Origin of the sequence: Altererythrobacter sp. Root672, from assembly GCF_001427865.1 — a bacterium.
In the GTDB taxonomy this organism is placed as follows: Bacteria; Pseudomonadota; Alphaproteobacteria; order Sphingomonadales; family Sphingomonadaceae; genus Croceibacterium_A.
In genome coordinates this window covers 439,578-454,058 of record NZ_LMHH01000003.1, presented here as the reverse complement: position 1 = coordinate 454,058, position 14,481 = coordinate 439,578, and the positions used below count along the sequence as shown (strand labels likewise).

Annotated in this window: 15 protein-coding genes and 1 tRNA gene; 4 read left to right on the top strand and 12 right to left on the bottom strand. The window is 65.4% G+C overall.

Annotation, left to right across the window (positions count from 1 at the left end):
* Nucleotides 1–90: 90 nt before the first annotated feature.
* From ASD76_RS16135 to ASD76_RS16110, 6 genes are all read right to left on the bottom strand, one after another.
* Nucleotides 91–858: a Crp/Fnr family transcriptional regulator gene (locus ASD76_RS16135; RefSeq protein WP_055925454.1), complete on the bottom strand. Its 768-nt coding sequence runs from the start codon at nucleotides 856–858 to the stop codon at nucleotides 91–93.
* A gap of 80 nt (nucleotides 859–938) precedes the next feature.
* Entirely contained in the window at nucleotides 939–1,433 is a 495-nt protein-coding gene (locus ASD76_RS16130; RefSeq protein ID WP_321164434.1) for an FKBP-type peptidyl-prolyl cis-trans isomerase, read from the bottom strand.
* A 27-nt stretch (nucleotides 1,434–1,460) separates the two neighbouring features.
* Nucleotides 1,461–1,536, bottom strand: a tRNA-Lys gene (locus tag ASD76_RS16125).
* 12 nt (nucleotides 1,537–1,548) lie between these two features.
* Nucleotides 1,549–2,025 carry a 2-amino-4-hydroxy-6-hydroxymethyldihydropteridine diphosphokinase gene (gene folK, locus ASD76_RS16120; protein WP_321164436.1) on the bottom strand — a complete coding sequence of 159 codons (477 nt, stop codon included), beginning with the start codon at nucleotides 2,023–2,025 and terminating at the stop codon, nucleotides 1,549–1,551.
* 14 nt (nucleotides 2,026–2,039) lie between these two features.
* Nucleotides 2,040–2,906 carry an N-carbamoylputrescine amidase gene (gene aguB / locus ASD76_RS16115; protein WP_055925445.1) on the bottom strand — a complete coding sequence of 289 codons (867 nt, stop codon included), beginning with the start codon at nucleotides 2,904–2,906 and terminating at the stop codon, nucleotides 2,040–2,042.
* A gap of 41 nt (nucleotides 2,907–2,947) precedes the next feature.
* The gene (locus ASD76_RS16110) at nucleotides 2,948–3,793 is read right to left on the bottom strand and encodes a class I SAM-dependent methyltransferase (protein WP_055925441.1); all 846 of its coding nucleotides are present in this window, start codon (nucleotides 3,791–3,793) and stop codon (nucleotides 2,948–2,950) included.
* Nucleotides 3,794–3,894: 101 nt separating this feature from the next.
* Here ASD76_RS16110 and msrA point away from each other — a divergent pair, with 101 nt between their 5' ends.
* Complete coding sequence (gene msrA / locus ASD76_RS16105; RefSeq protein ID WP_055925438.1) at nucleotides 3,895–4,431, top strand: peptide-methionine (S)-S-oxide reductase MsrA; 537 nt, start codon at nucleotides 3,895–3,897, stop codon at nucleotides 4,429–4,431.
* Between the two features lie 26 nt (nucleotides 4,432–4,457).
* Here msrA and ASD76_RS16100 read toward each other — a convergent pair whose 3' ends face one another.
* Nucleotides 4,458–5,720, bottom strand: a complete 1,263-nt coding sequence (locus ASD76_RS16100) for an RsmB/NOP family class I SAM-dependent RNA methyltransferase (protein ID WP_055925435.1) — start codon at nucleotides 5,718–5,720, stop codon at nucleotides 4,458–4,460.
* Between the two features lie 54 nt (nucleotides 5,721–5,774).
* Between ASD76_RS16100 and ASD76_RS18055 the strand changes: the two genes are divergently transcribed.
* Both ASD76_RS18055 and ASD76_RS16095 read left to right on the top strand, forming a co-directional pair.
* The gene (locus ASD76_RS18055; protein ID WP_082553900.1) at nucleotides 5,775–5,933 is read left to right on the top strand and encodes a DUF1674 domain-containing protein; all 159 of its coding nucleotides are present in this window, start codon (nucleotides 5,775–5,777) and stop codon (nucleotides 5,931–5,933) included.
* A 219-nt stretch (nucleotides 5,934–6,152) separates the two neighbouring features.
* The gene (locus ASD76_RS16095) at nucleotides 6,153–6,362 is read left to right on the top strand and encodes a hypothetical protein (RefSeq protein WP_055925432.1); all 210 of its coding nucleotides are present in this window, start codon (nucleotides 6,153–6,155) and stop codon (nucleotides 6,360–6,362) included.
* Here ASD76_RS16095 and ASD76_RS16090 read toward each other — a convergent pair.
* Nucleotides 6,359–6,724 (bottom strand): nuclear transport factor 2 family protein, encoded by a 366-nt coding sequence (locus ASD76_RS16090; protein WP_055925429.1) that lies wholly within the window; start codon nucleotides 6,722–6,724, stop codon nucleotides 6,359–6,361. The two genes, ASD76_RS16095 and ASD76_RS16090, sit on opposite strands and share 4 nt — an antisense overlap.
* Before the next feature lie 191 nt (nucleotides 6,725–6,915).
* On the opposite strand from ASD76_RS16090, the gene ASD76_RS16085 reads away from it, so the two are divergent.
* Nucleotides 6,916–7,602, top strand: coding sequence for a cytochrome c (locus ASD76_RS16085; RefSeq protein ID WP_055925426.1), 687 nt, complete (start codon nucleotides 6,916–6,918; stop codon nucleotides 7,600–7,602).
* A 25-nt stretch (nucleotides 7,603–7,627) separates the two neighbouring features.
* Here the strand turns inward: ASD76_RS16085 and ASD76_RS16080 are convergent, their stop codons facing one another.
* From ASD76_RS16080 to ASD76_RS16065, 4 genes are all read right to left on the bottom strand, one after another.
* Nucleotides 7,628–10,075, bottom strand: coding sequence for a putative bifunctional diguanylate cyclase/phosphodiesterase (locus tag ASD76_RS16080; RefSeq protein WP_162249686.1), 2,448 nt, complete (start codon nucleotides 10,073–10,075; stop codon nucleotides 7,628–7,630).
* A 99-nt stretch (nucleotides 10,076–10,174) separates the two neighbouring features.
* A complete protein-coding gene (hemH, locus tag ASD76_RS16075) occupies nucleotides 10,175–11,170 on the bottom strand; it encodes a ferrochelatase (RefSeq protein WP_055925420.1) in 996 nt (331 codons plus the stop codon).
* Complete coding sequence (locus ASD76_RS16070; protein WP_235506843.1) at nucleotides 11,167–13,527, bottom strand: molybdopterin cofactor-binding domain-containing protein; 2,361 nt, start codon at nucleotides 13,525–13,527, stop codon at nucleotides 11,167–11,169. Before ASD76_RS16070 ends, hemH begins: the two co-directional genes overlap by 4 nt.
* The gene (locus ASD76_RS16065) at nucleotides 13,460–14,422 is read right to left on the bottom strand and encodes an Mrp/NBP35 family ATP-binding protein (RefSeq protein WP_055925417.1); all 963 of its coding nucleotides are present in this window, start codon (nucleotides 14,420–14,422) and stop codon (nucleotides 13,460–13,462) included. Before ASD76_RS16065 ends, ASD76_RS16070 begins: the two co-directional genes overlap by 68 nt.
* Nucleotides 14,423–14,481: the final 59 nt, after the last annotated feature.

The window sequence follows — 14,481 nt, the reverse complement described above, 5'->3', positions numbered from 1 at the left end:
GGTGCCCCATCTCGGACGCCGGGAAGGCCGATATCCGGGGCCTGGACCTGCCCTGTCGCGCGCAATCACGTCACGCCTTTCCGGGCGGGCTCACGGCTTCGAGAGTTCACCGCCCACGCGCAGCCTGCCTTGCCCATAGAGGTAGTCTGGATCAAAGCGCGCATAGGCCTCGAGCCGAGCGCGGTCCTGGACATAGACCGTCCCTCGACGGAACTCGGCGACGCCCTCCTTCTTCAGCAGCGCCAGCGCCCGGTTCATGTGTATCGCGGTGGTGCCGCACATGTCGGCCAGGTCGGCCTGGATCAGCGACGTGCGCAGCCCGTCCTTCCGACCCAAGCCAACCAGATCGAGCCGGTGCCATAGCTCGGCAAAAACATGCGCGACCCGCCTCGGCGCCGGCAGTTCCTGCAACTTGAGGATCCACTGGCGGTGGATCGCGGCGTCCATGAGAGTCGAAAACCACATCAGCCGTGTGAGATGCGGATATTGCTGAGTTACCTCGACCAGCTTGGCATGGCTCACGTAGCCCACCAGCGAATTGCCCACCGTTACAAGGTCATGGTCGAGCCGCTTCAGGGCAAAGCCGTGCAGGTCGGCAAAGTCGCCGGGGACATGCATGCCGACCACGTGGCGCTGGCCGTCCTGCCGGATGACACGCAACATGTGGCCTTCGATCAATAGAGTCGACCGCTCGGCCAGCTGTCCGCGTGCGATCAGCGTGGTGGACCGGGGGAAGCGCTCGGTATCCTCGACGAGCGATTCGACGAGGTCTTTCTCTTCCGCGGTCATCGCATGGCGCAGGCGACCCAAGAGAAAACGCCCCGTCAGCGGATATTTATCGACCTCTGTGCTCCCCATGGTTGGGGAATTAACTTATGAAGGTATTGTTCCGCCGGCGGGCGCTTTGCCCGGCGTCCGCTTCCCGGATTGAGACGGCCTTACCGCTCCTGAATGCCGAGCAGCTCGATCTTGAACAGCAGCGTCGCGCCACCCGGAATCGGGCCGCGGCCGATCGGCCCGTAAGCGAGCGTAGACGGAGTGGCGATCTCGATCGTGTCGCCAACGCCCATCTCCGGCACTGCCATCTGCCAGGCCGGGATCAGCGCCTGCAGCGGGAAAGTCGCGGGCTGACGACGCGCGTAGGAGCTGTCGAACTCGGTCCCGTCGACCAGCGTTCCGGCGTAGTGCAACGTGACCACGTCCTGCACGGTCGGATGCTTGCCCGAGCCATCGCCCGCCACGCGGCGCCACAGCAGGCCGCCGGGCAGCCACTGCCATCCGTCGCTCGCTTGCCGGCTCGCCAGCGCAATCATCTGCTGATTGTGCCAGGCGGCATCTTGCGAGGGCCCTGCGGCCTCCTCCTGTGCGGTGGCACCTGTTGCCAAGCCGAAAGCCAGGATTGCGGCGAGAGCCGCCATACGCGTGCGCTTCACGTCGATACCTCGTTCACAGGAGACTTGTGGTGAGCCCTGCTGGATTCGAACCAGCGACCTACTGATTAAAAGTCAGTTGCTCTACCGACTGAGCTAAGGGCCCGACCACGGGCGCTCACCTACGGGCGGTGCCGGGGCGGGTCAACCGGGAGTGTAACTGTCTTATGCTCAGACCCGTTATCGGGTCGCGCCAATCGGCAGCAATTCGTGCGGCTGGGGTCAGCACGAAAGCGCGCTCGCGGTAGAGGAGGTGGGGGACGGTCAGGTCCGGCGCCGCGAAAGTGCTGCCGCTCCACAGCACGATATCGAGGTCGAGCACGCGCGAGGTCCAGCGTTGCCCACCGGTGCGACGGCCGAACTCGCGCTCGATCCGTTTGAGCAAGGCGAGCAACTCGGGTGGCTCGAGGTCGGTTTCAATGACCGCCGCCGAGTTGGCGTAACGCCTGTGCGACGGTCCGATGGGGTCGGTCAGGAGTACCGGTCCAGCCGCCGCGATCGCCACGCCCTCTTCCGACAATCGCTCCAGCGCCGCTTTCAGCACGTCGCGAGGGCGGCCGAACCGGTGGTGCCGACGGTTCGACCCGAGCGCGATCAGGTATCGGTGAGTCAGATATCCTCGCTGATGCGACCGTAGAGTTGCGGACGACGGTCGCGGAAGAAACCCCAGCTCGCGCGGTGCTTGGCGGCCGCCTTGAGGTCGAGCGTCGCCACCAGGGCTCCGGTTTCTTCAGCTCCGAACTCGGTGATCATGTCACCCCACTCGTCGCAGATGAAGCTGTGGCCGTAGAAGGCCTGCCCATCCCCGCCATGTTCAGCCTCATGCCCAATACGGTTGGCCGCGATCACGGGCATACAGTTCGACACCGCATGGCCGATCATTGCACGGCGCCACATGCGGCTCGTGTCCATTTCGGTGTCCTTGGGCTCGGACCCGATTGCGGTCGGGTAGAACAGCACTTCGGCGCCCTGCAGCGCCAGGACGCGGGCGGTTTCCGGGTACCACTGGTCCCAGCACACACCGATGCCGATGGTCGCGCCGAACAGCTTCCACACCTTGAAGCCGTCATTGCCGGGACGGAAATAGAACTTTTCTTCGTAGCCCGGGCCATCGGGGATGTGGCTCTTGCGATAGGTCCCCATGATCTCGCCCTCGGCGTCGATCATCGCGAGGGTGTTGTAGTAGTGATGCCCGTCACGTTCGAAGAAGCTGGTCGGGATGGCGACCTTGAGCGCCTTGGCCAGCTCGCGCATCGCCACGACCGAAGGATGCTTCGTCACCGGCCGCGCGCTCGCGAACAGGGCGTCATCCTCGACCTTGCAGAAATAGGGGCCGGAGAAGAGCTCGGGCGGCAGGATGATCTGCGCGCCGTTGGCCGCGGCATCCTCCACCAGAGCGGAGACGGCAGCAATGTTCTCGAACTCGTCCTGCGAGCCGAGCGCCAGTTGCAAGGCGGCGACGGTGAGCTTGGTCATGCGCCGCTATCTAGTCACCTGCGCCCGGCGCACAAGGCGCCTTAGTCGCGTTTGCGGAACAGCAGGGTCATCCGGTCGCTCTCCCCGATCGCCAGCATCTTGGGCCGCGTCTCATCGGTCGCGCCGGCCAGCGACGGCGGCAGTTCCCACACGCCACGGGGATAGTCCTTGGTGTCCTTGGGGTTGGCGTTGACCTCGCTCTTGCCGACGAGGTCGAAGCCATAGGCGTTCATCAGCGCGATCACGTCGCTTTCGCGCATGTAGCCCTTGTTGCCGTCGGTCATCGAATAGGGCGCGTTTTCGTTCATCCGGTGATCGGTCAGCCCGACCATGCCGCCGGGCTTGAGCATCTTGCGGATCGCCAGCATGTCGTCATGCAGCCAGCCGAAGCGGAACTGATTGTGCATCTCGCGGAAGATCAGCACCCGGTCGACAGTGCCGTCGAGACCTTCCGGATAGCCATCGGTGTTGAAGGCCGAGATCTTCGCCCCTTCGCCCAGGTTCCAACCTGCCGCCTGGCCAGCGAACTTGTCCGCCAGACCGCCCATCGAATTGAGGAAGTACTGGTTGGTCTCACCGGTCAGGTCCGGGCCCATGGCGATGTATTGCCCCTGCGGCCCGAGATAGGGCACGAGTATGCGCGTGAACCAGCCGCTCGACGGAAGATAGTCGACGACGGTCATGCCCGGCTTGACCTGGAAGAACGTGAGCGTCTCGCCCGGATGGCGATACTGGTCGCGGGCCCGGTCGCCATCGCGGCGGGAATGGGCGAGCACGGTCGCGAGCGCCGGATCGACGGCCGCCTGCTGCGCCTGGGCAGCGACGGGTAGCGAAGTCGCGGCAGGCACGGCCAAAGCAGCGGCAGCGGCGAGGAGTATCATGCGCATGGTAACTCTCCCGTTTGTCTTGTCCGAACAGCCTAAACGCCAGGGGGAGGATGACAAGCGCCCAGGCACGCCCCATTTGTCGCAGCAAAGGAGATCTGAGCATGGCGAATGAAACGGCGATCGTGGCAGGCGGATGCTTCTGGTGCACCGAAGCGGTGTTCCGCGACGTGATCGGGGTGAGCCAAGTCGAAAGTGGCTATATCGGCGGCACGGTGCCGAACCCGACCTACAAGCAGGTCTGCGGGGGCGACACGGGTCACGCCGAAGCGATCCGCGTCACTTACGATCCGGAGGTCATTTCCTACGCCGAGATCCTCGACGTGTTCCTCGGCACGCATGACCCGACGCAGCTTAACCGCCAAGGCGGCGACGTGGGTACTCAATACCGCAGCGCCATCTTCCCGCTGGACGAAAACCAGTTCGCCGAGGCGGAAGCCGCGATCGAGCGGGCCAACGCGGACCATGACGGAAAGGTCGTCACCACCATCGAAGGTCCGGCGGAGTGGTATCCGGCGGAAGACTACCACCAGGAATACTGGGAGGGCGAAGGCCAGCGGAATCCCTACTGCCTCGCGGTGATCCCACCCAAGTTGTTGAAGCTGCGCAAGAGCTTCCAGGCAAAGGTCAAGTCAGCTTGAGGTAATCGGTCGTTAACCGTCTGAACTCACGACTTGCTAACGAAGCGGGCAATGAAGAAGCCGTCGAGCCCGCCCTTGTCTGAGAGCATGCCCGGGTCGGTCCGCAGCCAGCCCTCGGCGGTTGGAGCGAGGCCGGCGGGCAGCTCTTCGGCGCGAACGGGATCGAGCTCAACACCCGCGACCGGAAGCCGCTGCTCGCCTTCCTCCGGCTCGAGGGAGCAGGTCGCATAGATCAGTCGCCCGCCGGGCTTGAGCCAGCCACTCGCCCGCTCGAGCAGCGCCGCCTGTAGTTCGGCCATCTCCGTGATCTGCCGCTCACCGATGCGGTGGAGCACGTCAGGATGGCGGCGGGCGGTGCCGGTCGCGGTGCAGGGCGCGTCGAGCAGGATGGCGTCGAACGGTTCCTTCGGCTCCCACTTGAGCGCGTCGGCCACGACCACTTCGGCGTCGAGGCCGTTCCGGGCGAGGTTCTCACGCAGCCGCTCCAACCGGCGCTTGCTGATGTCGAGCGCGGTTACCTTCCAGCCCGCGGCGGCGAGTTGGAGCGTCTTGCCGCCCGGCGCAGCGCAAAGGTCGAGCACGCGGCGGCCCTCGCCCGGCCCCAGCAGCCGTGCCGGCAACGACGCGGCGAGATCTTGAACCCACCACCCACCGTCGGCGAAGCCCGAGATGTCGGTAACTGCGGTACCGCGAGGAAGGCGAACGTGGCCTGGGGCAAGACTTTCGCCGCCAAGCCGCCCCACCCAGCTGGCCGTTTCCGCGGGGTCTCGCAGTTCGAGATCGAGCGGGGGCGGCTCGGCCAGCCCGGCAGCAATGACCGTCGCGCGATCGCCCCATCTCTCGGCCACGGTCTCCGGCAGCGTTGGAACGGCAGGCAAAGCAGCCTCTCCGCGCACCAGCGCCCCGAACACTCCATGCGCCAGCCTGCGCGGCCCTCCCGTCAGGAGCGCCAGCCCGGTCGCGACAACCGCGTGTGGCGGTGTCTCCAACCGCAGCCACTGGGCCAGCATCATGCGCAGCACGGTGCGAGCCTTGGCATCGTCGGCCAGCCGCAAGCGGGTGGCAGAATCGATCAAGGCGTCGAGATCCGGCAGCCAGCGCAGCACCTCGCTCGCAATGGCCCGGGCTAGCGCCGAGTCGGAGCTCGTGAGCAGTCCGCCGGTGGCCGCTCCCGCCGCCTGGTCGAGTGTTTCTCCGCGCCGCAGAACTGCATCGAGCAACCGCAACGCGGCGCGGCGGGCTTCGAGGCCCTGGATTTCGGTGGGCCGTTTGCCTTCATTGCGCTTCATCGCGCCCCTCTAGAGGCAGTTGCGCCACACCGCCACCCGCCCCATCTTACGACCATGACCAAGCGCGCCACCCACCGGCCCAGCCCTTTCAACAAGCCTGCCCACTGGGACGAGGGCCCACCCCCAGCGCCAAAGGCGGCGGATGAGAACGAAGAACTGAGCCCGACACGCTACGGCGATTGGGTGAAGAAGGGCATCGCGATCGACTTTTGAGTTCGCGCGCGGGAGTTGATGGTTAATTTCACGCCACCATCCCATTAACTAATCCGTTGGGACTTCGAACCTAAATGCGGGACCGTCGCAGGGCTCGATTCGACCGGTTGCTCCACAACCAGGACGGCGGACCGGCACATCGATGCGAAAACGTTGTTATTCATCAACCAGAAGGCTGGGCCGCTGCATAACGGGCTCACCTTGCATGTGAGCACCTGTATGAACCGCAGCGAGCTTTCAGGGTCCGAGCTCGATGAAGACTGGACCGGCCTCTTTTTCAGCCTGATCGACGGGCAGGTCTGTGCCTGTTGGCACGATCAGGAGCATATCGTCAGGCTAGCCGGCCTCGACGAAGCCGAAGCGGCCATGCGACACTTCCAGGAACAAACGAAAGTCGGCGAGCGCCTGAATGGTGGAGCGTCCGACTAACTCTGGACCGGTCGGGCCGAATCGAAAGATTGGACGAAGCTCTCCAGCTTGCCCGCTTCATTGACTTCAAATGTTGCGACGACGTCGAGGCTGTAGCGTTCACCGTTCATTGTGAACCGGTCGACACGCTCCACGACAACCGAAGCGCCCTCGCAAGTCAGCCCGGATATTTCCCATTCCATATCTGAATAGGCTTGCCGGTCAGCTTCGAATAACGCCTTGATCGCAACGACGCCACGCCGCACCAAGCGCGGATCCTCGTACACGATGGTCTCGCTAAGCAGGGGTTTCAGATTTTCGAAATCGCCGGACCGAATGGCCGCCAATGCTTCGAGCGCAACTTCCTCGGGCGACCTGATCACTTATCCCCCATTCTTGTCTATACGCACACAATTCTTGATTATACCCGCCAGTATATGGCCTTTTATTCAGGTTGCAATTGCCGCCCGCGCCGATCGCCGCGGCCATGCACACTTCCGTCGAATGTTCCTCTTGTCTGACGAGGGCCAAACTTCGATAGCGCGCCAAAATCCGGTTCGAGCGAGGAGAGGCCATGAACCTTCAAAGTCGCGGGGTGAAAGCCATCCTGTCCGCTATCGGCATAAGCAGCGCGTTGACGCTAGCGGCCTGCTCGGCGCAGAAAATTGCAAGCAGCGGCACACTGGCTCCTGCAGCTCCCGCCCAGCATCAGGCAACGGGCGCAGTGCCCGGCGGGATCATTCGCGAAGGCGGCACGATCGCCAGCATGGCTGATCAGTATTCCCACCCGCGCTCAGGTGCCGTCGCTGCTGCTGGAGCCAGCGCCTGGGTCCAGCCTGCGCCGCCCCCGGCCTTTGTCGCGACCGGGCCCATGCCCGCCGCCGACGCACCGGCACCGCTGCCGGCGGCCGTCGCCAACCGCCAGCCGAGCGCACCTGCACCGGCTCGGGCAACGAACGCAGCGGATCTCGTTCGTCCGGAAGCGGCGGCGCCCGATGCCCCGGCACAGGACCCGGCAGTCCGCACCGCGGGGCTCAAGCTGTTCAACGATTACACGTGCAGCGCCTGCCACTCGCTGGCCGACGCCAAAGCGGCAGGCTCGATCGGTCCTTCGCTGGACCGCAATTCGCGGCTGACCAAGGACTACGTGGTCGACATCCTCACCAACGGCCGCGGCGCCATGCCGGCCTTCGCCGGACAGATGACCGACGCGGAACTCGGCACCTTGGCCGAGTACATCGTTCAGTTCTCACGCAAGTAAGATCTGCCTAAACGCTTCCGCTGTCTCAGGCGGCGGAAGCAGGACGGCAGGCTAGCGCGGGATCGAACTCCGCAGACGGGTGAGCGAACAGGTAACCCTGCCCGTAAATGCAGCCCAGTTCGCGCAGGCGCTCCATCTGGGCGCGAGTCTCGATCCCTTCGGCGACCACCCGCTTCTTCAATCCGTGCCCGAGCGCGATCACCGCGCGGACGATCTCTTCGCTCTCGCCGTCGTCCAGCAGGCCCGAAATGAACGACCGGTCGATCTTGAGGATGTCGACCGGAATTTCCTTCAAATGGACCAGCGAGGCATAACCGGTACCGAAATCGTCGAGTGCGATCTGCACGCCGGCTTCATGGAGCACTCGCAGAGCGGCGGTCGGATCGTTGACCGACTTGGCGAGGATCGTCCCCTCGGTCACTTCGATACACAGCGAACCCGGCGCAACGCCAGCTTCGCGCAGCTTGGCCAGCAAGTGCTCGGCGCTTTCCCGCCCTCGCAAGTCCATCGCCGTGAAGTTCACCGCCAGCGCTACGTTGTTCTCCCGCGTACGGTGGCTGAGTTCGTGAATTGCGAGGTCGATCACGCGCTTCTGAACCGCGGCCCCGCAATCACCGTCTTCCATGACCCCGCCGAAGGAGTCGGGTGTCAGCATTCCCCGTTCGGGATGGTTCCACCGTAGCAGCGCCTCGACGCTCACCAGCTTGCCGGTTCCGAGGTGGACGATGGGCTGGAAATGCAGGGCGAACTCGGCCCGATCGAGGCCGGCCGTTGCCTCCCTGATCAGGTCGACCCGGTTTTCGGTCTGCAGCCGCAGGCGGCCGTCGAACTCCAGCCGTCGCCCTCGTCCAAGACGCTTGGCTTCGTAGAGCGCAATGTCGGCTTGCTGGAATAGATCCGTCGGGGCCAAAGCGCCCAGCGAACTGGCCGAGCCGATACTGAGCGAGAGCGATCCCTGGAAGCTGCCGTGCGACCAGGCAGCTCCCTGCAAGCGATCGAGCGCGTCGATGACGAGCAGCCGGGCGCCCAGTTCGTCTTCGCAAAGAATCGCAAACTCGTCGCCACCGATGCGGGCGCACGAGACCTGGTCGCTCGACAATACCCCCAGTCGCTCGCCGATATGGCGCAGCAGGACGTCTCCGGCATCGTGCCCCTGTCGGTCGTTGATGTCCTTCAGGTAGTCGACGTCGATCAGCATGAGCGTGAAGGTGGCGCGCCTGCCGAACAACTCGCGCAATTGGGCATGGAACAAGGCCCGGTTGCCCAGGCCGGTGAGGAAGTCGGAATGGGCTGCGCGCTGTAGCGTCTCGCGCTCGATTTCCATTCCACGAGCGCTGGCCTCGGCCGCGTCGCGTTCCTTGCGCAAGACGATGAACCGACTGGCGATGGCGAAGGAAAAGACCATCGCTTCGAGACCGATGGACCCGAAAGTGGCCATGTCCACCCAGTCGTTCTGCCCGGTGAGGCCGAAGTTGCGCGCGGCGCGCAGGGCGAAGACCGCGATGACCGGGGTCCACCCGACCATGTAGATCCACACCACCCGGCTCCCCCGCCAAGCGGCGACCGAGATCACGGCTATCGATGTGCCGACGCTGCAGATCATGACGACATTGAGCAGGAGATCGCTGACCGAGGCCGGAACCAGCCGTTCGTCGATTGCTAGGATCCCGGCGACCATCGCGGCGCACGCCCAGAACCGAACAGCCGTGACCAGACGCTGCGGAACGGTGCGGCGCTCGAGCACCGAGATCAGGAACAGCGCGGCAAGCGCGATCAGCATGCCCACTAGGCCGTTATTGAGCCGCGCCGCGAGCGGCCCGGCGAGGCCCGGGAAGGCATAAGCGCCGAGGTTCGACCAGCTCAGGCCATAGGCCAGCGCCACGGTGACCCAGCCGAGATAGAAACGTTGGAAGCTGCTTCGCTGCCCGAAATGCACCAGCAAGTTGTAGGCGAGGGCCGAAGCCAGCAACCCCACGTAGATGCCCATCAGGATCAACCAGCGGCCTTCCAGCACTGCGGAGCGATCGGCGCTGACGGCCGTGACCTTGCGCATGAGGGCGAGATCGTCGAGGCCCTTGAAGCCGATTGCCAGGCTGCGGATTTCTTCGCCCGCCGGAGCAATCTCAAACTTGAGCACGGCACCTGCCGCCCAGTTGTGTCCTAGGTCATTGCCCCGTCGTGCAATGACGATCCGCTTGCCGTCCGCGGTCGTCACGACCGTCCTGATCTCCGCGAACCGCACCTGGTCGATCAGCAAGTGCCAATTGGCCGGGAGCGCGCGCAGGCGCTGTGGATCGTCGAGTTGCAGCCAGGTCCAGTCGGCGCCCTGGGGTTGGCCTGCAGGACCAGCGGATGCGGCGGGTTGCGTGAGGTCGGGCCGCAACTGGATCTCGGCCGCGTTGACCGATGTCGCTCCTAGGCAAAGCAGCAACGCCGCCCAAAGCGGGCCCCAACGCCGCAGGAAATTTGCCACTATTCCCGACCCCATCAGACCCTTTGGCAAGAAAGGCTTGGAGATCAGGTTAACGTGCTGGCGGTTTTCTTACATGCAATCCGCAGGTTACGGCTTAACTCAGAGCCAGCCCGCCAATTCGCGGCGGACAAGCGTTTCGAGCATGTCCATTCCAGCGTTTTCGGCATTGAGACAGGGCAGCGCGCCGAACGCCTCTCCGCCGGCTGCCAGGAACTGTTCGCGACCCCTGATCGCCAGTTCCTCGAGCGTCTCGAGGCAATCCGCCGAAAAGCCCGGCGCCACGACGGCCAGGCACCGGGTGCCCCGCTTCGCTTCCTCGGCAATGACCGTGTCGGTTGCAGGTTCGAGCCACTTGGCCCGTCCGAAACGCGACTGGAAGGTGGTGACAAAGCGCAGGCTCGGCCGGTCGAGTGCCGCCTCCAGCAGTCGGGCGGTTTCCAGGCAATGCGAGTAGTAGGGATCGCCTAGAGCCCTGGTCCGCTCCGGCATGCCGTGGAAGCTGAGCAAGAGGACTTCGGGTGCGAACGGCAACGCATCGAGCCGCCCGCGCAGGTCCGCCGCCAGAGCCCCGATGTAGGCCGGATCGTCATAGTAGGGCGGCAGGGTCCGCAAGGTCGGCTGGGCGCGCAGGGCCTTGAGGGCATCGCCAGCCGCATCGACGACCGTTGCGGTCGTGGCGCCGCAGTACTGCGGGTAGAGCGGCGCGAGCAGAATCCTCTCGCAGCCCGCTTCCATCAGCGCCTCGAGCTGGGTCGCGATGGCCGGTTGGCCATAGCGCATCGCATAGGCAACGCGGACGGCGGCTCCCATCCGTTCCTGCAGCCTGGCGGCCTGCTCGGCAGTGATCGCTGCGAGAGGAGAGCCAGCCTCAGTCCAGACTTGCTGATAGGCATGCGCCGACTTCTTCGGCCGCGTATTCAGGATGATACCGCGCAGGATCGGCTGCCAAGCGATGGGCGGAATCTCAACCACTCGCCGATCCGACAGGAACTCGCGCAGATAGCGCTTCACCGCTTGCGGCGTCGGCGCGTCGGGAGTGCCGAGATTGACCAGCAGCACGCCGATCCCGCTCGATGAAGAGGTTGGAAGACTCATAACCCACCCGATAGCAGCGGCAGCCGCCGCAGGCGCAACCCCGTGGCGGAAAACAGTGCATTGGCGATCGCCGGGGCGACCACGGCTACCGGGAGTTCACCCGGATCGAACGGCTCGGCATCGCTGTCGATCAATTCGATGCGGATTTCCGGACTATCGGCGAGTGTCGGCAAGTCGAGAGCTGCCAGGCGACCCTGCAAGGGAAGCCCGCCGTCGTATTCGACGCCCGATCCAAGAGCGAGACCGACACCGTAGAGCAATCCGCCTTCGATCTGCTGCAAGGCAATGTCGCGGTTGACCACTCGGCCTATGTCGACCGCTGCCGAGAGCTTCTCAACTCTGACGCCGCCTTCGCCGGCAACCGCGGTCGCCACCAGCGCTATGCGCCCGCCGGTCTGCGCGTCGCCCATGCGGTGGCAGGCCAAGCCTTGTGAACTACCCGCCGCACCGCCGCCCCACTCTCCCAGGCGAGCGGCATGCTGGAGGCACTGGGCCAGGCGCAGGTCATCTCCCAACATGGCGATGCGGAACGACAGCGGCTCTTGCTGATGCCGCTGCGCTACCTCGTCGATGAAGCTCTCGACGAAAAAGCAGGTGTAGCCGTGGGCATTGCCGCGCAACCGCCCGGTCGGGAGCGCGATGCTAACCGGGACGTGGTCGATCGCGACGTTGGGGATGCCGTAGGCCGGCATTAGACCCTCAGTCGCCATCGCATCCGGTTCATCCTCGACCGCGTCGATCGCCGCCCAGGTGGTCTGGTTGTCGAACAGGCGGCGACCGAACTCCAGCGCCGACGAAGGCATCGCAAGGCGCGCTCTGAACGTGTTGATGCTGCCCCCAGGCGCCAGCCGCGCGCTCAGCACCGCGGCAACCGGAGGGCGCGGGCGGAGCATGAGCTGTTCCTGCCAGCGCGACCAGACCAGCTGGACCGGACGGCCGATTTCGCGGGCAATCAGCGCGACCTCGATCACGTGATCGTGTTCCAGCCTCCGGTCGAAGCTTCCGCCGGCCGACATCGGATAGAGCACCACATCGCCGAGCGACAGACCAAGCGCCTTGGCCGCCGCCGCCCGCGCCCGTTCCGGCGCCTGGCTGGCGAGCCACAGTTCAAGCCGACCATTCGTCAACCGCGCGGTGGCGCTGGCCGTCTCGATCGTGCCGTGCGCCGCGGGCATCACATCGTAGCGCAAGGCGAGGTCGGGCTTGACCATCAAGTCGTCGCCCTCGCCGCGTTCGGCGATCCTCTGCGGTTCGCCGCGCCTGACACCGTGGTCGAGCGCCTCGTCGATACGCCCGGACGAGACCACGTTCTCGACGCTGAAGCGCGGTTCCATCGCATCGAGCGCCCGTTCGGCGGCCCACCAGTTGGTCGCCACTGCGGCCAGCCAACGCTTGCCCTCGACTATTCCGACCAGGCCCTGCCGGCCGACAGCTGCCTCGCGCTCGAAGCTGGAGAGTTCAGCGTGGTCGGCCGGGCCGTGACGGATCGCGGCGTAGACCATACCCGGCAACCGCACATCGCCCGCGAACAGGAGACTGCCATCGACCTTCGAGGGCATGTCCAACCGGGGAAACGGAACTTCCGCTTCTTCGGCATCACGACCAACTGGCGCCCGTTCTGCCGGAGGCTGCGAACGGAGCGGCGGAGGATCGGGTGGCGAAAAGCTCGCCGCTTCTTCCGCCAACTCGGCAAAACTCAATCGCTTCTCGCCGTGGACGATGAAGCCCAGCTCCGCCTCGCATTCTTCCCACGAGATGCCCCAACGGTCCGCCGCGGCCATCGCCAGCATCGCCCGGGCCGAAGCTCCGGCGAGACGGCAAGGCATCTCGAACGCCGCGAGCGACGTTCCTTCGGCCGTCGCGTTGAAGCGTTCGGTTTCGGCCCAACGCTTGAGGAAATAGTCGTCGGGCTCGTCCGCCAACTGCGGGAAAGCCACTCCGCGCAAGGGGGCCCAGCGGGCCGCCAAGGGGAAGTTGGCGTAAGCGCCGCTCGCCGGGGTGAGCTCGACGGCGATCTGGCGCCAGTCCGCTCCCAGTTCCATCGCCACGACTTGCGGCAGGAGCGTCGTCACGCCCTGGCCCATCTCGAGTTGCGGAACGGCGACGGTCACCACTCCGTCACGCCCGATCTTGAGCCAGGCGTTGAACGCCTGTTCGCCCTGCAGGGGCGCGAGCGGCGAATCGTAGGTGCGCGGCAGGAGCATCCAGGCGACCAACAGGCCGCCGCCGACCGCAGCGCCGGCCAGCAGGCCGCGCCGTGAGACCGAAATTCGGCTCAGCGGCCTGTCCTCATTGGCGCGCCAGCCAGTCCGAAAGTCGTGCGGCGATGTCGGCGAAGGCCTTGCCCTGCGGGCCATCGTTAGCCGCCGGGGGCTGGCCCGCATCGCTGGCGACACGGATTTCCATGGCGAGCGGAATGCGGCCAAGGAAATCCTCGCCCAGGGCCCGTGCCGCTGCTTCCGCCCCGCCGCTGCCGAACGGTTCGCTCGGCTGGCCGCAGTGGGGACAGAGATAGCCGGCCATGTTTTCGACCAGGCCGATGATCGGAATGTCGGCCTGGCGGAACAGGTCGAGCGCGCGAGTGGCGTCGATCAGGGCCAGGTCCTGCGGCGTCGAGACCACGATTGCGCCGGCGGGCTTGAACTTCTGCAGCATCGTCAGCTGCACGTCGCCGGTGCCGGGAGGCAGATCGACCAGCAGCACTTCAGCGTCGCCCCACTGGGCATCCATCAGCTGACCAAGGGCGTTGCCCGTCATCGGCCCGCGCCAGGCGATCGCTTTACCCGGCGCGATGAGCTGGCCCATAGACAGCAGCTTCACTCCGAATTCGCTTTCGACCGGGATCAACTGCTGGCCTTCGGCGGTCGGCTTTTGGTTCGCGGCGTCGAGCAGCATCGGTTGCGAAGGGCCGTAGATGTCAGCGTCGACCACGCCCACCTTGTGCCCGGTGCGCGCCAGGGCGACGGCGAGATTGGCGGTCAGGGTCGATTTCCCGACTCCGCCCTTGCCCGATCCGATCGCCACGATCCGCCGCTGCACCTTGTCGGCCATCAGCGCGACGCGGACCTCGGACACACCCTCCAAGCCTCCAATCGCCTGTTCCAGCTCCTGCTGCAGCTCCGCCGCGGCGGCGCGGGACAGGCCCGAGGCGTCGGCGACGAGCGTGGCGACGCCGTCTGAAAAACGTGCCGAGCGTACGCGCGGAACAATGTGGGGGGGAACGTTCTGTTCGATATCTGCGACTGTTGTCATGCGACCGCCTGTTAGGGCCTGTGGACGCGCCCACGCAAGGTGCTGCGAAAATGTCCTGC